This window comes from Pseudophaeobacter profundi (genome assembly GCF_029697505.1).
Classification (GTDB): Bacteria; Pseudomonadota; Alphaproteobacteria; order Rhodobacterales; family Rhodobacteraceae; genus Pseudophaeobacter; species Pseudophaeobacter profundi.
On the sequence record NZ_JARJEF010000007.1, the window covers coordinates 205765 to 232019 of the forward strand.

Annotated in this window: 22 protein-coding genes; 6 read left to right on the forward strand and 16 right to left on the reverse strand. The window is 59.4% G+C overall.

All coding sequences use genetic code 11. The features are described from left to right. Positions 1-65 precede the first annotated feature (65 nt). The gene (locus tag P2081_RS13160) at positions 66-1700 is read left to right on the forward strand and encodes a D-alanyl-D-alanine carboxypeptidase family protein (RefSeq protein ID WP_278923330.1); all 1635 of its coding nucleotides are present in this window, start codon (positions 66-68) and stop codon (positions 1698-1700) included. A 130-nt stretch (positions 1701-1830) separates the two neighbouring features. Here the strand turns inward: P2081_RS13160 and ccoS are convergent, their stop codons facing one another. The 9 genes from ccoS to ccoN all read right to left on the reverse strand — a co-directional run bounded on the left by ccoS (position 1831) and on the right by ccoN (position 11248). Beyond that, positions 1831-1989, reverse strand: coding sequence for a cbb3-type cytochrome oxidase assembly protein CcoS (gene ccoS / locus P2081_RS13165; protein ID WP_232403010.1), 159 nt, complete (start codon positions 1987-1989; stop codon positions 1831-1833). Between the two features lie 31 nt (positions 1990-2020). Beyond that, the gene (locus tag P2081_RS13170) at positions 2021-4201 is read right to left on the reverse strand and encodes a heavy metal translocating P-type ATPase (protein ID WP_278923331.1); all 2181 of its coding nucleotides are present in this window, start codon (positions 4199-4201) and stop codon (positions 2021-2023) included. Between the two features lie 7 nt (positions 4202-4208). After that, positions 4209-4673 (reverse strand): FixH family protein, encoded by a 465-nt coding sequence (locus tag P2081_RS13175; protein ID WP_278923360.1) that lies wholly within the window; start codon positions 4671-4673, stop codon positions 4209-4211. A gap of 4 nt (positions 4674-4677) precedes the next feature. Beyond that, positions 4678-6123, reverse strand: a complete 1446-nt coding sequence (ccoG, locus tag P2081_RS13180; RefSeq protein WP_278923332.1) for a cytochrome c oxidase accessory protein CcoG — start codon at positions 6121-6123, stop codon at positions 4678-4680. A gap of 122 nt (positions 6124-6245) precedes the next feature. Beyond that, complete coding sequence (locus P2081_RS13185) at positions 6246-7130, reverse strand: LysR family transcriptional regulator (RefSeq protein ID WP_278923333.1); 885 nt, start codon at positions 7128-7130, stop codon at positions 6246-6248. A gap of 674 nt (positions 7131-7804) precedes the next feature. Continuing rightward, on the reverse strand, positions 7805-8674 hold the full coding sequence (gene ccoP / locus P2081_RS13190) for a cytochrome-c oxidase, cbb3-type subunit III (RefSeq protein ID WP_278923334.1): 870 nt from the start codon (positions 8672-8674) through the stop codon (positions 7805-7807). Further along, positions 8671-8883 (reverse strand): cbb3-type cytochrome c oxidase subunit 3, encoded by a 213-nt coding sequence (locus P2081_RS13195; RefSeq protein ID WP_278923335.1) that lies wholly within the window; start codon positions 8881-8883, stop codon positions 8671-8673. Before P2081_RS13195 ends, ccoP begins: the two co-directional genes overlap by 4 nt. A 12-nt stretch (positions 8884-8895) precedes the next feature. Beyond that, complete coding sequence (gene ccoO, locus P2081_RS13200) at positions 8896-9624, reverse strand: cytochrome-c oxidase, cbb3-type subunit II (protein ID WP_278923336.1); 729 nt, start codon at positions 9622-9624, stop codon at positions 8896-8898. A 13-nt stretch (positions 9625-9637) separates the two neighbouring features. Further along, positions 9638-11248 (reverse strand): cytochrome-c oxidase, cbb3-type subunit I, encoded by a 1611-nt coding sequence (ccoN, locus tag P2081_RS13205; protein ID WP_278923337.1) that lies wholly within the window; start codon positions 11246-11248, stop codon positions 9638-9640. Between the two features lie 202 nt (positions 11249-11450). Between ccoN and P2081_RS13210 the strand changes: the two genes are divergently transcribed. Then, positions 11451-12290: a universal stress protein gene (locus P2081_RS13210; protein WP_278923338.1), complete on the forward strand. Its 840-nt coding sequence runs from the start codon at positions 11451-11453 to the stop codon at positions 12288-12290. A gap of 85 nt (positions 12291-12375) precedes the next feature. On the opposite strand, the gene glyA is transcribed toward P2081_RS13210, so the two are convergent. Then, positions 12376-13710, reverse strand: coding sequence for a serine hydroxymethyltransferase (gene glyA, locus P2081_RS13215; RefSeq protein WP_278923339.1), 1335 nt, complete (start codon positions 13708-13710; stop codon positions 12376-12378). Positions 13711-13832: 122 nt separating this feature from the next. Between glyA and P2081_RS13220 the strand changes: the two genes are divergently transcribed. Further along, a complete protein-coding gene (locus P2081_RS13220; protein ID WP_278923340.1) occupies positions 13833-14708 on the forward strand; it encodes a LysR family transcriptional regulator in 876 nt (291 codons plus the stop codon). Positions 14709-14773: 65 nt separating this feature from the next. Here the strand turns inward: P2081_RS13220 and fnrL are convergent, their stop codons facing one another. Next, positions 14774-15514, reverse strand: coding sequence for a transcriptional regulator FnrL (gene fnrL / locus P2081_RS13225; protein WP_278923341.1), 741 nt, complete (start codon positions 15512-15514; stop codon positions 14774-14776). A 60-nt stretch (positions 15515-15574) separates the two neighbouring features. Here fnrL and P2081_RS13230 point away from each other — a divergent pair, with 60 nt between their 5' ends. After that, complete coding sequence (locus tag P2081_RS13230) at positions 15575-16930, forward strand: radical SAM protein (RefSeq protein WP_278923342.1); 1356 nt, start codon at positions 15575-15577, stop codon at positions 16928-16930. 100 nt (positions 16931-17030) lie between these two features. Here the strand turns inward: P2081_RS13230 and P2081_RS13235 are convergent, their stop codons facing one another. The 5 genes from P2081_RS13235 to P2081_RS13255 all read right to left on the reverse strand — a co-directional run bounded on the left by P2081_RS13235 (position 17031) and on the right by P2081_RS13255 (position 23542). Continuing rightward, positions 17031-18611 (reverse strand): ABC transporter ATP-binding protein, encoded by a 1581-nt coding sequence (locus P2081_RS13235; protein WP_278923343.1) that lies wholly within the window; start codon positions 18609-18611, stop codon positions 17031-17033. Then, entirely contained in the window at positions 18608-19714 is a 1107-nt protein-coding gene (locus P2081_RS13240; RefSeq protein ID WP_278923344.1) for an ABC transporter permease, read from the reverse strand. Before P2081_RS13240 ends, P2081_RS13235 begins: the two co-directional genes overlap by 4 nt. 3 nt (positions 19715-19717) lie before the next feature. Further along, positions 19718-20806, reverse strand: a complete 1089-nt coding sequence (locus P2081_RS13245; protein WP_278923345.1) for a microcin C ABC transporter permease YejB — start codon at positions 20804-20806, stop codon at positions 19718-19720. A gap of 9 nt (positions 20807-20815) precedes the next feature. Next, positions 20816-22789: an extracellular solute-binding protein gene (locus tag P2081_RS13250; RefSeq protein WP_278923346.1), complete on the reverse strand. Its 1974-nt coding sequence runs from the start codon at positions 22787-22789 to the stop codon at positions 20816-20818. A gap of 249 nt (positions 22790-23038) precedes the next feature. Continuing rightward, positions 23039-23542 carry a c-type cytochrome gene (locus P2081_RS13255; RefSeq protein ID WP_278923347.1) on the reverse strand — a complete coding sequence of 168 codons (504 nt, stop codon included), beginning with the start codon at positions 23540-23542 and terminating at the stop codon, positions 23039-23041. A 120-nt stretch (positions 23543-23662) separates the two neighbouring features. Here P2081_RS13255 and P2081_RS13260 point away from each other — a divergent pair, with 120 nt between their 5' ends. Both P2081_RS13260 and trhA read left to right on the forward strand, forming a co-directional pair. Continuing rightward, the gene (locus P2081_RS13260) at positions 23663-24496 is read left to right on the forward strand and encodes a prephenate dehydratase (protein WP_278923348.1); all 834 of its coding nucleotides are present in this window, start codon (positions 23663-23665) and stop codon (positions 24494-24496) included. A 211-nt stretch (positions 24497-24707) separates the two neighbouring features. Beyond that, entirely contained in the window at positions 24708-25430 is a 723-nt protein-coding gene (trhA, locus tag P2081_RS13265) for a PAQR family membrane homeostasis protein TrhA (RefSeq protein ID WP_278923349.1), read from the forward strand. The last annotated feature ends 825 nt before the right edge of the window (positions 25431-26255 follow it).

The following is a 26255-nucleotide window of genomic DNA, read 5'->3' on the forward strand; positions in this document are numbered from 1 at the left end:
TGCTAGCGTTTATGGATAGCAGGCAAAATCGTCAGCCGGAAAACCGGCGGCATAGAGGCAAAAAAATGGCAGTTTTTGAGCAGATCAGGTGTGCTCACCTGATTCGCGGACAGCGGGTACACGCCCGGTTTGTGCTGTGGATCGTGAGTGTTTTTCTCACATTTGGGGTGGTTCTGCTGCCCCCGACCCCGACACAGGCAGCACCCTACGCCGCCATGGTTGTGGATGCCCGGACCGGCGAGGTCTTGCATTCGCGCAACGCCGACACCCGCCTGCACCCCGCCTCCCTGACCAAGATGATGACGCTGTACATTGCCTTTGAAGCCGTGCGGAATGGTGAAATCTCTCTGGATCAAAAAGTCCTCATCAGCCGCAATGCCGCCGCTGAACCCCCCTCCAAGCTGGGGCTGAAATCCGGCCAGCGCATCGCCTTTCGGTATCTGATCCGTGCGGCTGCCGTGAAATCCGCCAATGACGCCGCCACCGCAATCGGCGAGGCAATTTCTGGCTCGGAGGCGGCGTTTGCCCGGCGCATGACCCGCACCGCCAAGGCGCTAGGCATGTCGCGCACCACCTTCAAAAACGCCCATGGGCTGACTGAATCTGGCCATATGTCCACCGCCCGCGACATGACCACCATGGGCCGCCACATTCTGTACGACTATCCCGAATATTATAACCTGTTCTCGCGCAAGACAGCGGATGCCGGGGTGCGGACCGTGCCCAATACCAACCGCCGCCTGCTCGCCTCTTACCGGGGGGCGGATGGGATCAAGACCGGCTATACCCGCGCGGCCGGCTCCAACCTTGTGGCTTCGGCCAAACGGGGCAATGAACGCGTCATTGCGACCGTCTTTGGTGGCAAATCCTCTACCTCGCGCAATGCCAAGATCGCCGAACTGCTGGACCTGGGCTTTCGCCGTGCCCCATCGCGGGCCCGTGTACGCGCCCCTGCCCTGCCGGCCTATGTGGGCAATAGGGGCCTGGATGTCTCTACCCAGGTGGCCAGCAATGGCACGGCAGGCAAAACCGTGCGCGTCAATGGCCTGGTTTCCACTAGCCTGCGTCCCCAGGGCCGCCCCGCAAGTGTCGTAGAAGACGAAGCACCAGTCTTGGTCGCCAGTGCGGAAACCGCAAACGAGGTGGAAACCGCAGCAGAGGACACAATCGCGCTGGACCCCGCAGTGCTGCAGGCCAGCATCTCGGCCGCGATGGCCGAAGCCGAGGTTCTGCCCGCCGCAACAGGATCGGCCCCCTCCGCCGATGGCGAAGCGACCACAACACTGGCCATCGCGCAGGTCGGGGAACAGGCTGAGACACCGGCTGCGGCACCCGCCGTGCAGGTGCGCCCCTATACCGGGTTGCGGCCAATGGCCCGCCCAACCCAGCTGGCCCGCGCAGAATCTGCCAGTGCGGCGGCGGCTGAACCCATCGTGATTACCCGCCTGTCCACCTCTGGCGGACGCTATTGGGGGATCAATGTCGGGCGCTACACCAGCCGCTATCAGGCGGAAAAAGTGCTGCTGCGCACCGCCCTGTCGGAAATGGAGACCCTCGATGGTACCCTGCGCAAGGTGGCCCAGTCGCGCCTTGGCTTTGACGCCAATTTCCTGGGGATGAGCAAAGAAGGCGCCGAACTGGCCTGCCGCCGCCTACGCGCCCGCAACATCAGCTGCGACACCCTAGGCCCATCGTCCTAGCCGCCCGGCGCATGGAAATACCACCGCCGCCGGGGCTTTGCCCGTGACGCACAAGAACAAAGGCTCCTTTTCAACAAAGGAGCCTTTTGTGTTTCCTGGCCCAGGCCAGTTCCATTCCGGTTGGTCGTCATCAGGGCTTGGGGTGATCATCCCATTCTTCACTTAGGATGCGGCGTGAATCGCCTTCCGGATCATCATACTGATTGGATCGCACCGTATAGATAAAGGCCACCAAAGCGCCGCCACCCAGCAGCAGGGATATGGGGATAAGATAGGCAAGAACGCTCATGGTCTGGTCCTGTCGGTCAGGCCCTGCCGCCCTATTTCAGGCGCAGGGCATTCAAGGATACGGTAATGGAAGAGGTAGACATCGCCAGCGCCGCGATCAAGGGCGTTGCAAAACCGGCGATGGCAAGCGGCACCGCCACCACGTTGTAAAGGGTTGCAATGCGAAAGTTTTCGCGGATGCGTCTTGTTGCCTTACGGGCCAGAACGCAGGCCTCGGCAATGGGTTCAAGATCTTGCCCCAGCAACACGATATCCGATGCCACCCGCGCCGCATCCAGCGCAGAGGCCGGCGAGATCGACACATGTGCCGCCGTCAGCGCCGCCGTGTCATTCAGCCCATCCCCTACCATCAAAACCCGATGCCCTTGATCAGACAGCGCCTGGATTCGCGTTGCCTTATCCTTGGGCAGAGCCTCTCCCTGCCAGGTCTTGATCCCAAGACGGGTGGCCAGATCCGCCACTGCGGCGTTGGTATCGCCAGACATCAGCAGCACCTCTTTGCCTGCCGCCTGCAACTGTGCCACCGCCTGCGCAGCGCCGGGGCGCAGCGCATCGTGAAACAGAAAAGCACGCGGAGCCGTGCCATCCCCCCTGTCCAGCCAAGCCGCCGTCTGCCCGCCCTGCTCTGCTCCGAGCCAGCCGGCACGGCCAAGGCGTACCTGGCGCCCCTGAAACAGGCCTTCGGTACCATAGCCGGGATGCTCTTGCAGGGCACTGATCGCGGCCGGATCGACGCCGACTGCCTGTGCCGCCCCGGTAAGGGCCTGCGACAGGGGATGGGCCGACCCCTGCGCCAGGGCCAGCGCCAAGGCCAGATCGGCATGCGAAAAATCATCCAGGTTTTCCAACTGCGGTGTGCCTGCTGTCAGGGTGCCCGTCTTGTCAAAAACAACGGTATCGACCTCGGCCAGCCGTTCCAGCGCGGTGGAATCCTTGATCAACATGCCGCGTTTGAACAGCCGTCCCGAGGCAGCCGTGGTCACCGCCGGCACCGCCAGCCCCAGCGCACAGGGACAGGTGATAATCAAGACGGCGGCGGCAATATTCAGCGCCATGCGCAGATCGAATGTGTACAGATACCAACCTACAAAGGCCAAGGCTGACAGAATATGCACCCCCGGCGCATAAAGTTTTGCCGCCCGATCCGCCAAGGATGTATAGCGCGAGCGCCCAGATTCAGCGATGGCGACAAGATCCGCCATCCGGTGCAGCGAGGTGTCCTCGCCCACCGCTTCGGCCCGAACCACCAGCGGCCCGGTCAGATTTACCTCACCGGCAGAAACCTGCGCCCCCGGTTCAACAAAGACCGGCAGCGTCTCGCCCGTCAGCAAAGAGCGGTCCAGCTCGGACTGGCCCTCGGTGATGCAGCCATCCACCGGCATCCGCCCACCAGGGCGCACCAGAATCAGATCATTCAGGGCCAGATCCGCCACTGGCACTTCGACCGGCACACCATCCTGCATACGCAGGGCGCGCGGCACCTCTAACGCCGCCAGTTCCTCTGCTGCGGATCGCGCCACCGCGCGGGTGCGATAGTCGAGATAGCGCCCCGCCAGCAAAAAGAAGGTTAGCGTCAGAGCCGCATCAAAATAGGCATGCTCGCCCGACAGGCTGGTCTCCCACAGCGAGGTGATCAGCGCCAGCGCCAGCGCCAGAACAATCGGCACATCCATATTGAGCCGCCCCACCCGCAGGGCGCTCCAGGCATTGGTAAAGAAGGGTTTGCCAGCAAATATCACCGCCGGAAAGGCAATCGCCGCCGAGATCCAGTGGAACATATCGCGGGTTGCATCCGATGCCCCGGACCAGACCGAGATCGACAGGAGCATCACATTCATCGAGGCAAAGCCGGCAACCGCCAGCCGCATCAAGAGATCCCGCCCGGCCCGGTCGCTTTGGGTGGCGGCAAGGCTGGCCAGATCCAGCTCATGCGCTTCAAATCCCAGGCCTTCCAGCACCGGGATCAGATCGGCAGCGCGCAGATCTGGATCTGCCTCGATCAGGGCACGCTTTAGCGTCAGGTTGACCCGCGCGGAATGAATGCCCGGATGGGCATTCAGCCCCCGTTCCACCGTCGAGATACAGGCCTGACAATGGATTGTCGGCAGCGATAGCGCCAGGCGCGCCTCGCTTGGGGCCTGTTCCGGCACCTCTGACGGGGCTGCGACGCAGCCGGGGCATACGGCCATCGCGGGGCGCATCTGAGCTGTCATATCAAGCCTATCCCTTTACATGCAGGATCACCCGCTGGGTGAATTCGACACCATTCTTGGCCCGTGCCACCATGCGAATGTTCCAGTTGCCCGGCCCCAGATCCGCCGGGGCGACATAGGCGGTGCCGTTGAACTGAAAATCGGGTTTCTGGTCGTCCTTGACATGGGTGGCCCGCCCCAGCGTCGCGCTAAGCTTTGCCACCTCAACCGGCTGCCCTTCGGCATCGGTGATTTCCAGCATGACCTGATCCTCTTGTGCCGAGGCATAGACCGACCAGCCCAGGGATTGCTGCGCCGAGCGCCGCACGTCAAATTCCTGACTGGCGACATAGGAGTTTTTCACCTCCAGCCCCGGAAAGGTATTGATCGCATTATAGGCCAGCGCCAGATTGACACCAATGATGACCGTAAAGGCACCGCAAAAGACCATCAACGCATGTCGACCAGTAAATTCTCGTGTCGTTTTTGCCATCTGGTCAGTTTCCTTTGCCATTGAAGGTGGTGTCCTTATAGGCCCGATCCCCGGTGATCAGATCTTCGACCCAGATCCGCACCGGCGTCGCCTGCGCGCTGGTGGGCGCTGCGCCTTTGGGCGTCACGATATAGACCCGTTGAAGGTAGGCGGTATCCGCCGGAACCTCAACCGAAGCATAGGGCGTGCCTTCCAGCTGGATCCGCATGCTTGGATCCCCTTTCAGCGACAATTCAAAGGGCCGTGGTTCGCCATGTTTGTTGCGCAGGCGCACATCGTAGGTATTGCGCACCGAGCCATCCGAGAGGGTGACAAAGGTGGGGTTACGCACCGGCGCCACGGTCAGGTCGATATCGGAGCGGATGAACAGGGCAAAAACCAGCGCCAGCCCCACAAAACCCCACATAGCGGTATACATGATGGTACGCGGGCGCAGGATATGTTTCCAGATGTTCTTGGGTGGCTGGCCTGCGCGTTCATGCGCCTCATCCGAGAGCGCCATATAGTCGATCAACCCGCGTGGCTTGCCAATCTTTTCCATCACATCATCGCAGGCATCAATACAGAGCGCACAGGTGATACATTCCAGCTGCTGGCCATCGCGGATATCAATCCCCACCGGGCAGACGTTGACGCAGGCCATGCAGTCGATGCAATCGCCCTGGGGCGGCTCTGCGATTTCGGCCTTGCCCTTGTTCTTGTTCAGCTTGCCACGTGGTTCGCCACGCCAGTCACGGTAGCCTACAACCAGGGTGTCTTCGTCCATCATCGCGGCCTGAATACGCGGCCAGGGGCAGGCATAGATGCAGATCTGTTCGCGAGCGATGCCCCCGAAGAAGAAGGTCGTCGCGGTCAGAACCAGCATGGTGGTATAGGCAATGGGATGCGCCTGACCGGTCACCAGATCAACAAACAGCGTGGGCGCATCGGCAAAATAGAACACCCAGGCACCGCCCGTTGCCAGACCAATCAGCAGCCAGGACAGCCATTTGGTCAACCGCAGACGCGCCTTGCGCAGATCCATCTTTTTCTGCCGGTGCAGCCGCAGGCGGGCGTTGCGATCGCCTTCGATCCAACGTTCAACCAGAATAAAAAGGTCGGTCCAGACGGTCTGCGGGCAGGCATAGCCGCACCAGACCCGCCCCAGCGCCGAGGTGAACAGGAACAGCCCCAGCCCCGCCATGATCAGCAGCCCGGCGACAAAGTAGAATTCATGCGGCCAGATTTCGATCCAGAAGAAGTAAAAGCGGCGGTTGGCCAGATCCAGCAGCACCGCCTGATCCGGCAAAGACGTGCCTCGATCCCAGCGTATCCAAGGAGTTATGTAATAAATCCCCAGGGTAATCACCAAGATATACCACTTCAGATTGCGAAAAGCCCCAGAGACGCGCCGTGGAAAAATAGGTTCTCTGGCGGCATAGAGGCTGGGGGCGGGATCGGAATCACTCACGGACTCACTCCACTGAATTTGTGTCTTGTGTTGCGGTTCTTTCAAATCTTGCGAGGCTGCTCTTTGACGTGGATCAAAAAAGCACATCAGACAGGCATCTTTATAGCCAGCCCGTGTTTGCCCTAGGTGATTGTGCCTGAATTTTTATGCCGCCGCAGCCAGGAAATGAACAGGCGCAGCTGGCGCCGCTGCACCCCGGGGCGGGTTACTATATGGTAGCCCCGATCCTGATGTTCAGTGAACAATTCCACCAGCCGCCCCGCCTGCAAATCCTCTGCGACAAAGGCTTTTACCCCCACCGCGACGCCCTGGCCGTCGCGAACGGCCTGCATCAACAGATTGCCCGGCAATTTGATGCTGGCCCCCCGAACCGCCTTTGCCACCCCGCGCGAACGCAGCCAGAGATCCGACTCGGTGGTGCCCAGTTCTTCCAGCCAGGGATAATCAAGCAGATCCTCGGGGCAGTGCACCTGCCGCCCCTGCAACAGGCTGGGATTGGCCACCACCACCATGGGCGTCGGCAGCAGCGGTTCACATTCCAGGCCTGGCCAGTGGCCAGCGCCATAGCGCAGGGCAATATCAATGCCACCAGGCTGCAATTCGACCAGTTCACCACGCGGGTCGAGAACCAGGTCGATTTCGGGGTGTTTCAGGCGAAATTCGGCAAGGCGCGGCATCAGCCAATTGGCGGCAAACATCGGGGTGCAGCTGATATGCAAAGGGCGGGCGGCCCCCTGGGCGCTAATATCCTGCACCGCCGATTGAACCGCACCAAAACCCAGCAACAATGCCTGTGCCAGATGCGCGCCCTCTTGTGTCAGTTCCAGGCTGCGATGGCTGCGATCCAACAGCGGCGCGCCCAGGTGATCCTCCAGGCTGCGCAGCTGTTGGCTGATGGCAGCATGGCTGACATTCAGGGCCATGCCGGCCTTTGCGATATTTCCATGCTCTGCATAGGCGCAAAAGGCCCGAAGGGCCGCGAGTGGCGGTAGCGACAGCCAGTCCATATGTAACCTCAACTTACATAACTACATTCTTCCTGAGTCGCATGCCACGCGCCGTTTGACCAGAGTGAAGACACAGAACACCAGCATAGGAGGTTTCAAGATGCTGACTGATATCTACGCCCGCTCCTTGTTGACTGCGACCCGGCACAGCCAGGTGCCCCTGAGGGATCTTCCCAAGGCCAGCCCGCCCCGGCGCAGAATCGTCCCACTGCTACGTGCCCTCAGGCTCTGGGGGACAGCCCGCATTCCGGCGCAACCGGTCTGCCAGCCTGCCTGCTGCGGTGAGGTCAAAAGCCTATGACCCCTATGGCAAAAGCCTTGGCCATTCGGTTAGCAGCCTCGGGCTAGGGGTCGGTGTTGGGTGGATCCGGTGAGAGCAGGAAAAGGCGTCGGCTTTTCAGGAAACGCGCGAACAGATCGAAAAGCCGACGCCGACGCCCAAGAATCCTACAGGGAATCCTTGGGATCTCCGGCTGATCAGCCCGCCATTCCCCCAGCGCGCTGTCTCAGCCTGCGTCCTCCTGCCTTTCAATAAAGCCGGTTTTGGCGCCTGGCGAATTGACCTCTGTCAAATGGGGCCAGAAATATTACCGCTCCGCCGGATCATTCACACAAAAAGGACCGCCCCAGGGGGCGGCCCAAACTGTCATCAGCGTATCCCTGCCAGGCTGCGATTATTCGCCACCACCCAGCTGGTGCACATAGGCCGAAACCGCGCGAATCTCTGCCTCGGTCAGGCGGGTGTTCCAAGGTGGCATCACCCCATAGCGGGAATTTGTCACCGTCTCGGTCAGGGTGGCGTAATCGCCGCCATAGAGCCAGATCGCATCCGCAAGATTAGGCGCGCCCTGGCTGCGATCACCGCTACCGTCTTCCATGTGGCAGGAAGAACAGTTGTCTTCAAAGACAACGGCCCCGGCGGCGACCGCCGATGCGTCCTGTGGTTCACCCGAAAGCGACATGACAAAGTTCACCACCTGGTCGATTTCGTCTTTCTCCAGCAGTTCATCACGGCCAAAGGCGGGCATTTCGGAATAGCGCGCATCGTCGCTCTCCTCATTCCGGATCCCGTGTGAAACGGTTGTGTGGATCTCCTCAATAGAGCCCCCCCACAGCCAATCATCGTCCAACAGGTTGGGATAGCCCTTGGCACCAGCCGCACCAGATCCATGGCACTGGGCGCACCAGGTCTTGAACACTGCAGACCCCGCCGAGACCGCATAGGGCCCCATATCGGCATCCCCGGAAATGGCAGTCAGATCGGCCGCTTCCAGTTTGGCGTTCATCGGCGCGTTGGCCTCTTCGACCGCCGCGATTTCAGCGGCAACATCCGCGCGTGTCGACCAGCCCAACAACCCAGAGGTGGCCGAGTTCACCATTGGCCAGGCCGGGTACAGAATGGTGTAGCCAATCGCCCAGACAATGGTTGCATAGAGGGTCCAAAGCCACCAGCGCGGCATTGGATTGTCGAATTCTTCAATCCCGTCCCAGCTATGGCCAGTGGTGTTGGGATCGTCATCGTATTTCTTGACGGGTTTGCTCATGTCCGCGCCTCCTTATGTGCGGCGGGTGTCGCCTCGGCCTCGTCGGGGGCCGGAGCGTCTACGTGGCGAAAGGGAATGCTGGCTGTGTCCTCATAAACCGCTGTGCTGCCTGGGCGGAACGCCCAGATCACAACCAAGGTGAAAAACGAGAACAGAAACAAGAGCATCCAGCTATCTGCGAATTCCCGCAGGAGGGTGTAGATTTCCATCTGTATGTCTCCTTAGCGGCTTGCGTCGGGGGTGAAGGTCGAGAAATCAACCAAAGTCCCCAGCATTTGCAGATAGGCGATCAGGGCATCAGCTTCTGATACACCTGGTTGGCCATCAAAGTTGCGCACGCTGACCTTGTCGCCATAGCGTTCAAGCAGGCCATCGTAATCGGAATCCGGATCGGCCTGGGCCTTAAAGTCGGCCTGGGCACTGGCGATCATGTCATCGCTATAGGGCGTGCCGACCATGGCATTGGCCGCCATAAGATCCCCGATGTATTTGCCATCGACGTGGGCACGTTCCAGAAAGCCATATTTAGGCATGACTGATTCCGGCACCACAGCCTGCGGGTTGCGCAGGTGGTCCACGTGCCATTCATCCGAATAGCGACCACCCACACGGGCCAGATCCGGCCCGGTCCGTTTTGACCCCCACTGGAAGGGGTGGTCATACATCGACTCTGCCGCCAGCGAGTAATGGCCGTAGCGTTCGACCTCATCCCGCATCGGGCGGATCATCTGGCTGTGGCAGGTGTAACAGCCTTCGCGGATATAGATGTCACGCCCTGCCAATTCGAGAGGCGTGTAAGGGCGCATGCCCTCGACCTCTTCGATGGTGTTTTCCAGCCAGAACAAGGGTGCGATCTGCACCAGCCCGCCAATGGTCACAACCAGAAAGCTGCAAACCAGCAGAAGCGTCGCGTTGGTCTCGAGGATTTTGTGTTTGTCGAGAATGGACATTTGCTATCCCTCCTTATTCTGCCGGAACCGAGACCGTAAGGCTCGCTTCTTTGGCGGGGGCACGACGGACTGTCATCCACAGGTTGTAGCACATGATGAGCGCACCAGAGAGGAACATCACCCCACCAAGACCACGCACGATATTCATCGGTTTCTTCGCAGCAACCGTGTCAGCGAAAGAGTTCACCAGGAAGCCATTGGCATCAACTTCGCGCCACATCAGGCCTTCCATGATCCCGGTCACCCACATCGAGGCGGCGTAGAGAATGATGCCGATTGTGGCGAGCCAGAAGTGCCAGGAAACCAGGCTCAGGCTATAGAGACGCTCACGCTTCCACAGAACCGGAACCAGGAAGTACAGAGCACCAAAGGTGATCATGCCGTTCCAACCCAGCGCACCGGAGTGCACGTGACCAATGGTCCAGTCAGTGTAGTGCGACAGCGAATTCACGGCGCGGATCGACATCATCGGGCCTTCAAAGGTCGACATGCCGTAAAAGCCGATCGAGATCACCATCATGCGGATAACAGGATCGGTGCGCAGCTTGTCCCAGGCGCCAGACAGCGTCATCAGACCGTTGATCATGCCACCCCAGGAGGGCATCCACAGCACGATCGAGAACACCATGCCAAGGGTCGAAGCCCAGTCAGGCAGCGCGGTGTAATGCAGATGGTGCGGACCGGCCCAGATATACAGGAAGATCAGCGCCCAAAAGTGGATGATCGACAGTTTGTAGCTGAACACCGGACGTTCGGCCTGCTTTGGCACAAAGTAGTACATCATGCCAAGGAAGCCCGCAGTCAGGAAGAAGCCCACGGCGTTGTGGCCATACCACCACTGCACCATGGCATCCTGCACGCCAGACCAGACGATGACCGATTTGGACCCCCAGATCGACACCGGAATGGTCATGTTGTTGACCAGGTGCAGCATCGCGACGGTGACGATAAAGGCCAGGTAGAACCAGTTGGCCACATAGATATGCGGTTCTTTGCGTTTGATCACGGTGCCAAGGAAAACCGCCAGATAGGCAACCCAGACAATGGTCAACCACAGGTCAACATGCCATTCGGGCTCGGCGTATTCTTTCGACTGGGTGCCGCCAAACAGGTATCCGGTTGCCGCCAGCACGATGAACAGCTGATAGCCCCAGAACACGAACCAGGCCAGATTGCCCCCCCAGAGGCGCGCGGCGCTGGTGCGCTGCACGACGTAGAAAGATGTCGCAATCAGCGCGTTGCCACCAAAGGCGAAAATCACCGCCGAGGTATGCAGAGGACGCAGCCGACCAAAGTTGGCAAAGCCCTGCGCCCATTCAAAGTTCAAGCCCGGAAAGGCCAGCTGAAAGGCGATAAAGGTACCGGCCAAAAAGCCCACGACCCCCCAGAAGGCGGTGGCGATCACGCCAGCCCGGACGACACTGTCAAAATATTCGTTTTGCGGGCTTCCCCCGGCTGGTTTGGCTTCGCCCGTATGGCGCAGCGTGTACAAAAACAGACCACCCGCCACGAGCATGACGATAATCGCATGCACCTGATAGGCTAAATCCCGCGCATAATTGGTCCCGATCATCGCAAAAAGCGTGACCAAGCCAAGCGCTATCAGCTTGATATAATTAGACATATTACGTCCCTTCACCATGTCTCCGCGATTCTTGCAGTCGCGTGAAACCCATCTATTCGATACTCTAAATGCAAAACATATGCCGCGAATACATTGATCTGCATCAAGACAATCCCATTTCAATTGTGACACATCAGAAAGCGATCAACCACTGCAACCCTAACCTTTGCGGGGTGAAATCCATAGCCAGATGAGGGGAAACATGACCTATAAAACCATTCTCACGGTTCTGACATCGCAGGACACCGCAGCGACGCCTCTGGCACAGGCGGCGGAACTGGCCGCAATCTTTGACGGCCATGTGGAAGCGCTCTGTCTGGGGGTCGACCACACCCAGACCGGTTATTACTACGCCGGAACCAATGCGATGATCCTGCAAGAAACCATGACCCGCGCAAAAACAGATGCCGCTGACTTGCAGGCCTATGCCGACGCAGAACTGCAAAAGGCCGGTATTCCGTTTTCCAGCGATGCCGGCATCGCCCAGATTGCCGATATGGGCCGCCATGTTGCACAGCAGGCGCGGTTCTCGGATCTGGTGGTTCTGGGGCAGCCCTACGGCAAGAACAAGGGCGTAGAGGCCGAGCCAGTGGTCGAATCTGCACTGTTTGAAGGGCGCGCGCCAGTGCTCGTCGTGCCGGATGATGCGCCGCTGATTGGCCAGCCCAAAACCGTGCTGGTCGCCTGGAATGAAAGCACCGAGGCCATGGCCGCCATTCGCAAATCTCTGCCGTTCTTGACCGGCGCGGATTTGGTGCGCATCGTGGTGATCGACCCGCCGCAACACGGGCCTGACCGCTCTGACCCTGGCGGCTTGCTGGCACAGATGCTGGCGCGCCACGGGGTGGCCTGTGAAATTGACGTGCTTAGCAAAACCCTGCCGCGGGTCTCGGATGTGCTGATCCGGCACGCGACCGACACCCAGGCCGATTTGATCGTGATGGGGGCCTATGGCCATTCGCGCTTTCGCGAGGCAATCCTGGGCGGTGCCACCCGCAACATGCTGGAAAAGGCGACCGTTCCGGTGCTCATGGCGCACTAGGCGTTTCTCATCCGCGACACCAAAGGCCTGCCAAATCTGGCAGGCCTTTTACGTTGCAGATCGCGGCAGGCGCCATGGTGGCTGCTCAGCAACGCATAAAGTGCAGACCTTGGAATTGCGCCCGCATCTGCTGCACGGATTGCGCAACCGCAGCCGGATCATTTCCAGCCAGCCCCGCTGCAATCAGACGGGCCAAGGCCGGGGCATCCTGCGGGGTGACGCCACGGCGCACCAATTCCGGGGTACCAATGCGCAGCCCGTTCATATCACCCGCCACCGGATCAATCGGCAGACCAATCCCGCAGGCCAGGAAACCGGCCTGGCGCAGCCGTTTTGACGCCGCCTGCCCGCCGCCAAATCGCGCAGCCTCCAGCGCAAACTGATGCGAGCTGGTAGCCTGCGCATCCCTGCCGCCGCCCGGCTTGTAGACCGGCATCCCCAGCGCTTCCAGCTCTGTCGCCAGGGCCTGGGCCAAAGCGACCATCGCATCAGCATAATCCGCGCCGTGATCAACCCAGTCCAGCAGGCTCAACGCTAGAGAGGCGGATTTTGCCGCATCAAAATTTGCCGTCATGCCTGGAAAGGCGATAGCATCCAGCCGCTCGGCAATCGCGCTGTCATTGGTGACAATCAGCCCGCCAGCCGGACCACCGAGGCTTTTGTAGGTGCTCATGGTCATCAGATGCGCGCCCTGTTCCAGAGGGTTGGCCCAAACGCCCCCCGCAATCATGCCGCATTGATGCGCCGCATCAAACAGCACCTTGGCACCGACCTCATCGGCAATGGCACGAATTTCGGCCACCGGATGCGCAAAAAGGTTGAGACTGCCGCCGATGGTGATCAGCCGGGGCCGCAACTGCTGCACCTGGTCATGCAGCGCCGCCAGATCCACCGTGTAGCCATCGGCATTGACCGGCGCGGAATGTGGCACCAGCCCATAAAGACCGGCGCAGCCATCGCTGTGGTGGGTCACATGGCCACCCACCGTCGCAGGCGGCGCGATGATGATATCGCCGGGGCTGGTGAGCGCCATAAAACCATAGAGATTGGCCAGCGCCCCGGAACCCACCCGGATTTCAGCGTATTTCGCCCCAAAGACCTGCGCGGCCAGAGCCGCCGCCATGACCTCTATCTCTTCGATCGCCTCCAGCCCCATTTCGTATTTGTCACCCGGATAGCCCAGAGACGGACGGCTGCCCAAGCCCCGCGCCAGAACGGCCTCGGCGGCGGGGTTCATCACATTGGTCGCTGGGTTCAGATTGAAACAGTCATGATCGTGGATCTGACTGTTGCGCTGGATCAGGGCCTCTATGCGCGCGGCGACGGCGCTGCTGGGCAGGCCATCCGTAGCGGCGTCAATCTCCTGAACGCGGGCCTCACAGTGGGCGGGCACCCAGGCGCGGTTGCCTAATCTTGTCATTTCACGGTCTCCAATAGGGCAGCGTCCGCTGCAGGGGGGCTTTGCATCAGTTGCGCCCTGGGCGGGCTTGTGCGCAAATCAGTTTTCTGAAAATCTAGGGTCAGAAAAATTAAGGCTAATTCATGCCCGTTTCCCCTCCCCGGCCCAAATCCTTTGCCATGACCTCTCTGCGGGCCTTTGAAGCTGCCGCGCGGCTGGGCGGGTTTGCCGCTGCGGCGGATGAGCTGGGCGTTACCCCCGGCGCAATTTCAGCCCAGATCAAGACATTGGAAAGCGCCCTGGGGGCGCCGCTGTTTCAACGCAGCGCCAAGGGGGTGGCGCTTACCCCGCTGGGGGCGCAGGCGCTGCCAGAGTTCAGCCAGGCGTTTGACCAACTGGGACGGGCGGTGCAAATGATGCGCGACAAGGCCGCACCGCGGGTGGTGCATATCGCCACCCTGCCCGCGATTGCGCAATTCTGGCTTTCGCCACGTCTGCCGCAGCTGCGCACCGCCCTCCCCAATACCGAAATCTCAATCACCGCGCTGGAGCAGCCGCCGAATCTCAAGCGCACACCCTATGATCTGTGCCTGTTCTTTGATGCGGATCGCGGGGATGTACTGGCCGAGGATGTGATCTTTCCGGTCTGTACGCCGCAGCTTGCAGCCCGACTGCGCAGCCCCCAGGCTCTAACAGATCACCCCTGCCTGTTCGACACCACCTGGGAGGGCGACTGGCACCACTGGCTTGAGAGTGCCGCTCCGCAGCACCAAATCACGCCGCGTGGGCCGCTCTATTCGCTCTATGCGCTGGCGGTGGAAGAGGCACTGAACGGAGCCGGGATCCTGATCGGGCACCAGGCCCTGTTGGCGCCGCATCTGGCCAGCGGCCGCCTCGTCGCGCCCTTTGCCCATCGCGCACAGCTGCCACACGCCCTGCGCCTGTGGCACATGTCCGGGCGCAGCGCCGATTCTGCCAGTCGCCAGGTTGCCGCTTGGCTACGCGAAAACCCTGGCTAGACCATCATCTGGCGACCTGCCCGGCGCAGTCTCTACCAAGCCGGGAAAAGCCAAACCAAAGACGATCAGCTAAGGAAACCACCATCGCTGTCATCGCCGGCTTCTTCAAACAGGCGGGCCATATTCGGCACATGAATACGGCGCTTGCCTTCCAGGGTAATTACCCCGTCTTTTTTCAACGCAGACATCTGACGGCTGACCGTTTCCAGCGTGAGCCCTAGATAATCTGCCATGGCCTCACGGGTGAGCGGCAGATCAAAGGTAAGCGTATTGACCACCCCCTGTGGCGTCAGAGAGGCATCTCGGCGGGCAATGATCGTCAGCAGGCTGGCGATTTTTTCCCGCGCGGTTTTCCGGCCCAGCACCAGCATCCATTCTCGCGCAGCGTCCAGCTCATCCAGGGTCATTTCAAGCAAGCGTTGCGCAATATGCGGCGTCCGCGCCATCAGGTCTTCAAAGGGTTTCTTGCGGAAACAGCACATCACCAGATCGGTGGTGGCCACCACATTATAGGCGGCACCACTGCGCCCCGGACGGCCGACAAAGTCGCTTGGCAACAACAGCCCCACCATCTGGGTGCGGCCATCCTCCATTGTCTGGGTCAACGTCGCGATGCCAGAGACCACAGAACCAACAAAGTTCATCACGTCCCCAGACCAGATGATCGATTGCCCCGCCTCATAGCTACGGTAGTATTTGATACCATCCAGCGCCGCCAGTTCATCTTCTTCGCAGCGGGCGCAAACGGCGCGGTGGCGAATCGGGCAATCAGCGCAGCTGACATGGGCGAGGGTATCGACGGTCATAAGTAATCCCATTTGATCCAGGTCAATTTCAGTCGTGCCATCGCCCCCTAGAATAGGGATATGTCTCAGGAATCACAATTGGCCAAGCTCGGATTGTTTCGCGCCAAAGTGCCGCGATACACCAGTTATCCAATACCAGAGAATTTCAGCCTCAGCCTTGGCCCCGAACACTTTGCATCCTGGCTGGAGCAAATTCCTGAGGGCAGTCAGATCGGGCTGTATCTCCATATACCCTACTGCCAGAATCTCTGTTGGTTTTGCATGTGCCGCACCCAAGGGGCGCGCTCTATTGCGCAGGTCGAAGCCTATGTCACAGCATTGCAGCAGGAAATCGCCCTGCTGAAACCGCATCTGCCAAACAGGGTTCAACTGGCCCGGCTCCACTGGGGCGGCGGCACACCGACCATCTTGCCACCTGAACTAATAGCGACACTGTCAACCGCGCTTGCCGGGCTTGCTCCGCTGGCACCAAAGGCCGAGTTTTCTGTTGAAATAGACCCGAATGATTTTGACCAGCCCCGCTGCGATGCCCTGATGAAGGCCGGGATGACGCGGGCCTCGATTGGGGTTCAGGGCTTTGGCGCAGAGACCCAGCAGGCAATTGGGCGATCTCTGCCGTTTGAAACGCTGCAAAACTGCGTCGAAATGCTGCGGCGTGGTGGGATTCGTGCGCTCAGCACCGATCTTCTATTTGGCCTGCCCCATCAAAGCCAGGCGCAGATCACCCAAGACATCACAGACCTGCTGTCGCTCTCGCCAGACCGCGTGGCTCTATATGGGTACAAGCACCTCCCGGCTCAGATCCGTCGCCAGGCGATGATTCCTTCGGAAACCCTGCCCACACCAGAGGCGCGGCTGGCCCTGTTTGAGAGTGCAAGACACTGCTGTCTGCAGGCAGGCTATCAACAAATCGGGCTAGAGAGTTTCGTGCGTCCCGGTGATAGCCTGATCCGCGCCCGCGACAGTCGGAATCTGCGGCGGGAGTTTCAAGATTATAGCGATGCGCCGACGGATATCTTGATTGGGCTTGGTGCCTCGGCCATATCGCGGCTGCCGCAGGGCTATGTGCAGAACGCACCCGGCACCGCGCACTATATGGACGTGATCGATCGCGGCACCTTCGCCTCGGCGCGGGGGCATGCCTTTCAGGGCGATGATCGCCTGCGGGGGCGCATGATAGAGGCACTGTTGTGTCATTTCACAATCCGCAGTGCCGATCTCGTGGCCGAATTCCCAGAGGCGGCGCCACAGGTCAATGCCCTGCTCGACAAGGCGTGCGCAGCCTTTCCCGGTGTATTGATCCGCACCGCCGAAGGCGTTGATCTGCCGCCTGACGCGCGCCCTCTGGCACGGGTGGTCGCGCAGGCCTTTGACGCCTACGCCGACACCCCACCCCAGCGCATACCTGCAGCCTAGAGCCTGTCGCGGGATTCGCATGCAGGCGACCACACTCTGGCTGATTGATTTTGCATGCTTCAGATGCGCGAAACCGGCACCCACTTTTGCGCAACAGGCTCTAGCGGGTCGCGGCCAGCAACTGTCGGGTGTAGTCCTGCTGTGGGTTTTCAAACAGCGCGTCGGCGGTCCCCGCTTCGACGATATCGCCCTGTTTCATCACCACCACCTGATGCGACATGGCGCGCACCACGTTCAGATCGTGACTGATGAAAAGATAGGCCAGACCATACCGCGCTTGCAGATCGCGCAGCAGCTCGACGATCTGCACCTGCACGGTCATATCCAGCGCCGAGGTAGGTTCATCCAGCACCACCAGTTTTGGACGCAGCACCATGGCGCGGGCGATGGCAATGCGCTGGCGCTGGCCGCCGGAAAATTCATGCGGATAGCGGTCCATGCTGGCAGGATCCAACCCGACCTCTGCCATTACCTCGGCCACCAGATCACGCGGGGCGCGGTGTTGATCGACCTTATGAATGGCCAACCCTTCGGCAATGATCTGGGCGCAGGTCATGCGCGGGCTGAGCGAGCCAAAGGGATCTTGAAACACGATCTGCATATCCTTGCGCAGGCTTCGCAGATCGCGCGTTGACCATTGGCGCAGGTCATCACCACAAAACTGCACGGCGCCTTCGGATGCGATCAGCCGCATGATCGCCAGCGCCATGGTGGTCTTGCCCGACCCAGATTCGCCAACGATGCCAAGGGTTTCGCCAGCCCGTACCGAAATGGAACATGGATTCACCGCCTTCACATGGCCAACGGTGCGCTTCAGCAGCCCCTTTTTGATCGGAAACCAGACCTTCAGATCGCGGGTCTCAATCAGCTTGGCCGCATCCGATGAAACAGGCGCCGGCTGGCCCGACGGCTCTGCCGCCAAGAGTTTCCGGGTATAGGCATGTTGCGGGTTGTCAAAGACCTCAACCGCCGGGCCTTCCTCGACGATTTCGCCGCCCTTCATCACGCAGACCCGATCGGCAATGCGGCGCACCACATTCAGATCATGGGTAATGAACAGCAGGCCCATGCCTTCGCTTTTCTTCAGCTCGGCCAACAGTTCCAGGATCTGCGCCTGAATGGTCACATCCAGCGCCGTTGTGGGTTCATCCGCGATCAGCACCTCAGGCTTATTGGCCAGGGCCATGGCGATCATCACCCGCTGACGCTGACCACCGGACAGTTCGTGCGGATAGGCCCCAAGGCGGCTTTCAGCGTCGCGGATACCCACCTTTTGCATCAATTCCAGAATGCGTGCCCGCGCGGGGGCACCCTGTAGCCCCTGATGCAGCGCCAGCGATTCCTCCAATTGTTTTTCAATGGTGTGCAGCGGGTTGAGCGATGTCATCGGCTCTTGGAAGATAAAGCTGATGTCATTGCCGCGCACCTGCATCAGGTGCTTTTCCGAGGCGCCGACCATTTCAACCCCGTCATAGGTGACAGAGCCCTCAACGATGGCGCTATCTCCCAGCAGCGAAACCGTCGAGAGGGCCGAGACGGATTTACCAGATCCGGACTCGCCCACCAGGGCCACGGTTTCACCGCGCCCTACGGAAAAGGACACGCCCTTCACGGCTTGGGTGACCTGGCCATCCTGGCGGAAAGACACACGCAGGTCGCGAACCTCAAGTATGGCACTCATGAAAAGGTCTTTCTGGGATCAAAGGCGTCGCGGATCCCTTCAAAGATGAAGATCAGCAGCGACAGCATCAGGGCAAAGGTGAAAAAGGCAGTAAAGGCCAGCCAGGGGGCCTCCAGGTTTTGTTTTGCCTGCAGGGTCAGCTCACCCAAGGAGGGTGCCGAGGAGGGCAGGCCAAAGCCAAGGAAATCCAGCCCTGCCAGGGCGCTGATGGTGCCGGTGATGATGAACGGCAGCATGGTCAGCGTCGCCACCATGGCATTGGGCAGCATGTGGCGCAGCATGATGGTCATATTACCCACGCCCAGGGCCTTGGCCGCGCGAACATACTCCAGATTGCGCGCCCTCAGGAATTCTGCACGCACCACGCCCACAAGCGAGGTCCAGCTGAACAGGATCATCAGCCCCACCAGCAGCCAGAAACTGCGGCCGAGAATGGCAAACATGATGATGATCACATAGAGCGTTGGGGTAGAGCTCCAGATCTCGATCACCCGCTGGAACACCAGATCGAGCCAGCCCCCGAAATAGCCCTGCACCGCACCGGCCAGAATGCCAATCACCGTGGCCGCGCCAGTCACCATCAATGTGAACAGGATCGACAGACGAAAGCCATGGATAACCCGTGCCAATACATCGCGTTTGGTATCATCGGTGCCCAGTAGGTTCTGCCTATTCGGCGGCAAGGGTGCCGCGCCGGGGCGATCCACGGTGGTGTTGAAGGAATAAGGAATCAGCGGCCAGAGGCTCCACCCCTTATGGAACTCTGCATGATCAAACGTCTCGGCGCGGATCTGCTCGAGAATCTCTTCTGGTTCGTCAAAACAGTCTTCCACCCCACCAGAGCGGATAAGGCATTGCACTTCGGGATCGCGGTAGATCGCTTCGGTTCTGAAATCCCCGCCAAAACTGGTCTCGGGATAGAACTTGAAAATCGGCGTATAGATCTCGCCGCGATAGCTCACCAGGATCGGTTTGTCATTGGCCAGAAACTCGGCAAAGAGCGACAGACCAAAGAGCACCGCAAAGATCCACATCGACCAATAGGCCCGCTTGTTGCGGCGAAAGGTGTTCCAGCGGCGCTGGTTGAGGGGGGAGAGTGCCATGGATCAGCCCTCGCGCTTTTCAAAGTCGATGCGCGGATCAACCAGCACATACATGATGTCCGACAGAATGCCGACAACCAGACTCATCAAACCAAAAATGAACAGGGTGCCAAAAATCACCGGGTAATCCCGTGCCACGGCGGCCTCAAAGCCCAGACGGCCCAATCCATCAAGCGAGAAGATCGTTTCAATGATCAGGCTGCCGGAAAAGAACACGCCAATAAACACCGCCGGAAAGCCGGCAATGACAATCAACATGGCATTGCGAAAGACATGACCATAAAGCACCCGGTGCTCGCTCAACCCCTTGGCGCGGGCGGTGATAACATATTGCTTTTTGATCTCATCCAAAAAGGAATTCTTGGTCAACAGCGTCAGCGTCGCAAAGGCACCAATGGTCGAGGCCATTACCGGCAGCGCGATATGCCAGGCATAGTCTGCGATCTTGCCAAACAGGCTCAGGCTTTCCCAGTTGTCAGAGGTCAGGCCGCGCAGCGGAAAAATCTGCCAGTAAGAGCCGCCGGCGAACAGAACCAACAGCATGATGGCGAACAGAAACGACGGGATCGCATAGGCGGCAATGATCACGCCGCTGGTCCAGGTATCAAACCGCGAGCCATCGCGCAGCGCCTTGCGGATGCCCATGGGGATCGAGATCATATAGGCGATCAAGGTCGACCACAGCCCCAACGAGATCGAGACCGGCATCTTTTCCAACACCAGTTCAGTCACGTCGATCTTGCGAAAATAGCTCTCGCCGAAATCGAAATGCATGTAGTTCCACAGCATCAGGCCAAAGCGTTCCAGCGGTGGCTTATCCAGGCCGAACTGCTCTTGCAACTCGGCGATCAGTTCGGGCGGCAAACCCTGACGGCCCGCATAGCTGTCATTGGCCTCAATGACGCTGGAACCTTCGGCATCGCCACCACCGCCCGCAAAGCCTTCGAACACGTCGCCCCCGCCCTGCAACTGGGCGATGATCTGTTCCACCGGGCCGCCGGGCACAAATTGCACCAGGGTAAAGTTCACCACCATGATGCCAAACAGGGTTGGGATCACCAGCAACAGCCGGCGCAGGATATAGGCTGCCATGTCGCGCCCTTACCGCAAGGCGCCCGAGGCTTTCAATTCAGCCTCGCGGTCCGCATCCACCCACCACAGATCCAGAAGACCGGTGTCATAGGGCGGCAGGTTTTCAGGGTAGGCGTATTGCTTCCAATAGGCCACCCAGCTGACATCCAGATACCAGGTCGGCACCATGAACCGTTTGGCGCGCAATACCCGGTCCAGCGCCTGCGCGTTTGAATGCAGTTCTGCCTGCGTTTTGGCATCGACGATATTGTCGATCAGCGCATCGACCGCCGGATCCGCCAGCCCTGCCGGGTTGAAAACCGAAAACTCATGCGCTTCCGAACCAAAATACTGATAAAGCCCGGTCGAAGGCTCCAGCGCCATGGGATAGGCCGTCGAGATCATATCGAACTCCTTTTCCCGGCGGCGGCTGGTATATTGCGCGTAATCCACCCGGTTCAGCACCGCATCAATGCCCATGGCGCGCAGGTTTGACACATAGGGGCCAACAATGCGTTCCAGCGTTGGACTGTCGAGCAGGAATTCGATCTTCAGCACCTCGCCCTCTGCGTTCTGGCGCAGCCCTTCACCGTTGACGGCCCAGCCGGCCTCATCCAGCAGCTGCATGGCGCGGCGCAGGTTGCGGCGATCATTGGGCCGTTTCGGCTTGGAGCTATGCGCCATCACCGGTTCCGACGTCAGGATGGCAGGATCAATCTGATCCGCCAGCGCGGTCAACACTTCCAGTTCACGCCCCTGGGGGATGCCTTTCGCCTCTAACGCGCTATCCTGCCAGAATGAACTGCGGTGACGGAACAGCCCGTATTGCAGGCTCTCATTGGTCCATTCAAAGTTGAAGGCCAGCTGCACGGCTTCACGGACACGGATGTCCTGGAATTTGGGCCGCAGCAGGTTCATCACAAAGCCATTGGCGGCGGGTACATTGCCGTCGGGGATTTCGTCCTTGATTACATTGCCATTGGCAACTGCCTCGAAATCATAAGACGTGGCCCAGCTTTTGGAGCTGTTTTCCGGGCGCAGGGTATAAACGCCGGCCTTGAAGCCCTCCATCGCGGCGATGCTGTCGCCAAAATACTCTACCCGGATGGTATCATAGTTGTGGCGACCAATATTGACGTTCAGATCCTTGCCCCAATAGTCGGGATTGCGGCGATAGGTAATGCGCTGATTGATTTCAGCCTTTTCCAGAATATAGGGGCCTGATCCGATACCGGGATCAAGGCGCGGTTCGTCCAGGCGACGGTTTTCGGGATCAGCCTCAAACCAGGCCTTGGAAAACACTGGCGTACCTGCCACCTGACTGATCATGGCGCGGCGCGGAAAATCGGGCGAGAAGTAGAATTTCACCTGATGCGGGCCCAGCGCTTCGGCCTTGGGGATCCGCTTGCGCACGGCTTCGGCATAGGACTGCAAGCCCTGATCCAGCAGAATATTGTGGGAAAACACCACATCATCCGCCGTTACCGGGCTACCATCGGAAAAACGCGCCTCGGGGCGCAGATTGAATACCACCCAATCCTGGCTCGGCGGGTATTCCAGGCTTTCGGCGATCAATCCGTAATAAGACCCCGGCTCATCATAGGATTCCACCAGAAGGCTCTCAAAATGGTTTGAGGCCAAAGCCCCGGCGCGACCATTGCGGGTAAAAGGGTTCATACTGTCAAAGGTACCCACCGCTGAAATCGACAGCTCGCCGCCCTTGGGGGCCTCGGGGTTCACATATTCAAAATGGGCAAAGCCTTCGGGGTATTTCAGCGTGCCAAATTCGGCAAAGCCGTGACTTTTGACAGTCTCGCCCTCGGCCCGCAGCGGCAAGGCATGGACCAGCGCAAGGGCAAAGCCCAGGATCAACAGCAAGACGGCGCGGATTGACGCATGTGATGCCTCCACCGCTTTGGCCGCGGGATTGGCCTGACCGGCGCGAATCTGCGATCGCCGCCCCTGCTGATAGCCTGTTTGTTTCTCTGCCATACGGGATGCCATTCGCCACAACCTCCATTGTCTGGCCTTGCACTGGCCCGACTTATTTCCTGTGCCTCAAGCTAAAGCTGGCAGGCGGTAACATTCAAGTTGAGATTGCACCCGCGCGGGCCTGTGCAGATCGCAAGCGCGTGATCAGGCGCGATTTCAAACCCGAACGCCACGCAACACATAAAAAGGGCCGCAGCACATGCCGCGACCCTTGGTCATCCGAAAGATAGAACAATCTGTTCACCCGGATCCCGATTGGGATCAGTTGTCGAGACTGTCCAGATAGGCAATGAGGTTCACTCGGTCTTTTGCTTTGCGCAGGCCAGAGAACGACATCGTGGTGCCAGAGGCATAGCCAGATGGTTTGGTCAGGAAGGCATCCAGCTGTTCTGCTGTCCAGGTACCGCCCAGCCCTGTCAAAGCGTCGGAATAGCCAAAGCCATCCACGCCGGCCTGGGCGCGGTCTACAACGCCATAAAGCGAAGGACCGGTGGAATTCACGCCCTCCTCAATCTTGTGGCAGGCTGCGCATTTCTTAAAGACCTTGGCGCCTTTGCCAACATCAGCCGAGGCCATCAGCTCTTCAAAGCTGACCTCTTCGACCTCAGGGGCCGCTTCTGCGCTGGCAACCTCAATTGTATAAGATTGCTCACCGTGTGCTTCCGCCGAGTAGAGCACATCCGCGGCCCACTGGCCCAGAAGAAGCACCAGGAACGATCCGCAGACACCTGCGGTCGCTTTGGTTAGGGTCATCGTGTCAAACATGAATCGCGTGTCCGTTTTAGCTGTCTGCGTCGTTGTCTAAGGCTTCCACTCGTCAGTGGCAAGGTATAGACAACGCGACGAAATGCCCGTTTGCTGAAGTTTTGCAGGAAAGTCGCACTCATGACCGGAAAAATCGCCATTCAGGGAGAGCTCGGCTCTTACAGCCATGAGGCCTGTCGCAATGCGCGCCACAATATGGAGGTGCTGCCCTGCGCCACATTCGAGGATGTCATCGAGGCGGTACGCTCAGGCGAGGCAGAGCAGGCGATGCTGCCGGTTGAGAATTCGACCTATGGCCGGGTTGCCGACAGCCACCGCCTGCTGCCCCATAGCGGGCTGCACATCATCGACGAGGCCTTTGTGCGGGTCCACATCAATCTCTTGGTGGTGCCCGGCGCCAAACTGGAAGACATCCGCGAGGCAAAATCGCATCTGGTCCTGCTGCCACAATGCGGTAAATTCCTACGCAAAAACAATATCATGGGCCGCGTCAGCCCCGATAATGCGCGGGCAGCGCGCGATGTCGCGGCCGCAGGTGACATCCATACAGCGGCGCTGGCCAGCGAATTGGCCGGAGAGATCTACGGGCTGGATATCCTGGAGAAAAAGATCGAGGATAACGGCGACAACACGACGCGCTTCCTTATCATGTCACGCGACGCCGACACCAGCCGCCGCGGCGCGCACGGGATGATCACCAGCTTTGTCTTTCAGGTCCGCAACATCCCGGCCGCGCTCTACAAAGGGCTGGGCGGGTTTGCCACCAATGGCATCAACATGACCAAGCTTGAGAGCTATATGGTCGATGGTTCCTTCACCGCGACGCAGTTTTATGCGGATATCGAAGGCCACCCGGATGATGCCAATGTGCAACTTGCCATGGATGAATTGGCATATTTCACCACCAATGTCGAAATCCTGGGCGTTTATCCGGCAGATAACGGCCGCTACTAAAGCGCAGTTTCGCACCCGGTCCGCAATCACCGCCTGCCAAGGGCATGACCGGCACGCTATTCGGACAGCTGCTCTGGGGACAGATGCCATTTCAGGCAATCCTGACGCCCCGGTGATCTGACGCCCCGGAAATCTGGACAGCGGCAGATCCCGCGCTTATCGCTGAACCAAATAACCAGCGCCTGAAACCAGAGCACAGCGAGACCTGCCCATGTCTGAACCAACCTCTGAGCCAATGTCGGAGCCGATGTTTGAGCCCAAGTCGGGCGCTCGGCCTGATCCCCAGACTGACAGCGCCACCGCGTCAAACTACCCCACCCCGGTTCCGCTGCAGCGGCGCGCGGATATCGCGGTGCACATCTTTGGTCTGGTGCTGATCCTCACCGCCGGTACGGTTCTCGCGCTCAAGGCAAATACCGGGCTAGACCTCACCCTGGTTCTCGCCCTGGCGGTCTATGTGCTCTGTGCGCTGACCTCGAATATCGCCTCCAGCTGCTATCACTTTTCGCCCTGGCACCATCGCCGCCTCTTGCTGCGCCGGATCGACCATGCGGCGATTTATCCCAGTATCACAGGGACCTTCACGCCCTTCTTTTTACAGGCAGGCACTCCCTGGACCTTTACCCTGCTTTGGCTGTGCTGGGGGCTGACCGGCGTGGCGATCTGGAACAAGATCACCAGTGAAACCGTAAAAACCCGCTGGTCTACCGCCTCTTATCTGGCCTTGGGGGCTCTGGGCATGTCAGCGCTGCCGGATTTGCAGGGACTGCCAAGCTCTGCCCTGTGGTGCGTCGTCGCCGGGGCCGCCAGCTATGTGATCGGCACCGGCTTTTACGCCCGCAAGCGCCTGCCGTTCCGCTATGCCATCTGGCACGGCTGGGTGAATATCGGCGGCATTTTGATGTTCATCGGCATTTGGCTCGCCCTGTTTTAGCCACTGCCGTCCCCCTGATACCATGCCAGGGCTACCAGGTTGCCTTTTCGGCCTTTATTGATTTGCGACACGTCTTCACAGCCGCAACTGCCATGTCCATTGCCTTGTCTGCACGCTTCAAGGCATCTGCGGCCTTGGCGTGATTGGACGATGGTCAAGGCCCCGCGCCAATACTGGGCCCTGCGCAGGTCATGTCACTACCCCTGCGCGCAAGGGTCCATATGGTATCGAGACGTTAAAAAGGGGGGATAAGGTGAGAGGTTGGACATCGACCCAATACATTTAAAAACAATAGGTTATATGCTATTTTGTAACCGTGTAACCGGCCTAAAAATGGACGGCGAGACGTAACGTCATCGAGTTGGTTTGTTCAACCAGGCCGCTATCCTCCTAGTTTTTCAAAGCCACCAATTCGAGCTATCAACAAACGATCGTTGTCACCCTAGCCCCGGCACTAAAAATATGCTGATCTCGGCCCCTCTGTGCAGAGGTAGAGCTAGCTTCAGAAAGAGGAGCTTTCAAGCCACGGATCACGGTGGCGCCAGCATACATCCCCATCGCACCCATGGGCATTTTCTAGGACTTCATGCTCCCGATTAAACTGAGCTACTCCCTAGTTATTGGGCAATACCTGGCGTCACTTAATCTACTTTTTGCACCTGCTGATCGGGGTTGGTTGCTTCAATTTTTGCCAGCAGACCAAGTGACCTGAGCCCCAAGTTTCCTCCACCTAGCGGAGAGTCCTTGGGGTTGGTTTGATGGCCCTACGCGGCCAGTTTGTCCATCGTTCTTTTCTCAGCAAATTCTCTGGGCGTCAGGTTTCCG

What these genes read in the sequence shown, in the direction of transcription:
- P2081_RS13160 (WP_278923330.1), top strand. Translation starts at nt 66, where the DNA reads ATGGCAGTTTTTGAGCAGATCAGGTGTGCTCACCTGATTCGCGGACAG.
- ccoS (WP_232403010.1), bottom strand. Translation starts at nt 1,989, where the DNA reads ATGAGCGTTCTTGCCTATCTTATCCCCATATCCCTGCTGCTGGGTGGC.
- P2081_RS13170 (WP_278923331.1), bottom strand. Translation starts at nt 4,201, where the DNA reads ATGACAGCTCAGATGCGCCCCGCGATGGCCGTATGCCCCGGCTGCGTC.
- P2081_RS13175 (WP_278923360.1), bottom strand. Translation starts at nt 4,673, where the DNA reads ATGGCAAAAACGACACGAGAATTTACTGGTCGACATGCGTTGATGGTC.
- P2081_RS13185 (WP_278923333.1), bottom strand. Translation starts at nt 7,130, where the DNA reads ATGGACTGGCTGTCGCTACCGCCACTCGCGGCCCTTCGGGCCTTTTGC.
- ccoP (WP_278923334.1), bottom strand. Translation starts at nt 8,674, where the DNA reads ATGAGCAAACCCGTCAAGAAATACGATGACGATCCCAACACCACTGGC.
- P2081_RS13195 (WP_278923335.1), bottom strand. Translation starts at nt 8,883, where the DNA reads ATGGAAATCTACACCCTCCTGCGGGAATTCGCAGATAGCTGGATGCTC.
- ccoO (WP_278923336.1), bottom strand. Translation starts at nt 9,624, where the DNA reads ATGTCCATTCTCGACAAACACAAAATCCTCGAGACCAACGCGACGCTT.
- ccoN (WP_278923337.1), bottom strand. Translation starts at nt 11,248, where the DNA reads ATGTCTAATTATATCAAGCTGATAGCGCTTGGCTTGGTCACGCTTTTT.
- P2081_RS13210 (WP_278923338.1), top strand. Translation starts at nt 11,451, where the DNA reads ATGACCTATAAAACCATTCTCACGGTTCTGACATCGCAGGACACCGCA.
- glyA (WP_278923339.1), bottom strand. Translation starts at nt 13,710, where the DNA reads ATGACAAGATTAGGCAACCGCGCCTGGGTGCCCGCCCACTGTGAGGCC.
- P2081_RS13220 (WP_278923340.1), top strand. Translation starts at nt 13,833, where the DNA reads ATGCCCGTTTCCCCTCCCCGGCCCAAATCCTTTGCCATGACCTCTCTG.
- fnrL (WP_278923341.1), bottom strand. Translation starts at nt 15,514, where the DNA reads ATGACCGTCGATACCCTCGCCCATGTCAGCTGCGCTGATTGCCCGATT.
- P2081_RS13230 (WP_278923342.1), top strand. Translation starts at nt 15,575, where the DNA reads ATGTCTCAGGAATCACAATTGGCCAAGCTCGGATTGTTTCGCGCCAAA.
- P2081_RS13235 (WP_278923343.1), bottom strand. Translation starts at nt 18,611, where the DNA reads ATGAGTGCCATACTTGAGGTTCGCGACCTGCGTGTGTCTTTCCGCCAG.
- P2081_RS13240 (WP_278923344.1), bottom strand. Translation starts at nt 19,714, where the DNA reads ATGGCACTCTCCCCCCTCAACCAGCGCCGCTGGAACACCTTTCGCCGC.
- P2081_RS13245 (WP_278923345.1), bottom strand. Translation starts at nt 20,806, where the DNA reads ATGGCAGCCTATATCCTGCGCCGGCTGTTGCTGGTGATCCCAACCCTG.
- P2081_RS13250 (WP_278923346.1), bottom strand. Translation starts at nt 22,789, where the DNA reads ATGGCATCCCGTATGGCAGAGAAACAAACAGGCTATCAGCAGGGGCGG.
- P2081_RS13255 (WP_278923347.1), bottom strand. Translation starts at nt 23,542, where the DNA reads ATGTTTGACACGATGACCCTAACCAAAGCGACCGCAGGTGTCTGCGGA.
- P2081_RS13260 (WP_278923348.1), top strand. Translation starts at nt 23,663, where the DNA reads ATGACCGGAAAAATCGCCATTCAGGGAGAGCTCGGCTCTTACAGCCAT.
- trhA (WP_278923349.1), top strand. Translation starts at nt 24,708, where the DNA reads ATGTCTGAACCAACCTCTGAGCCAATGTCGGAGCCGATGTTTGAGCCC.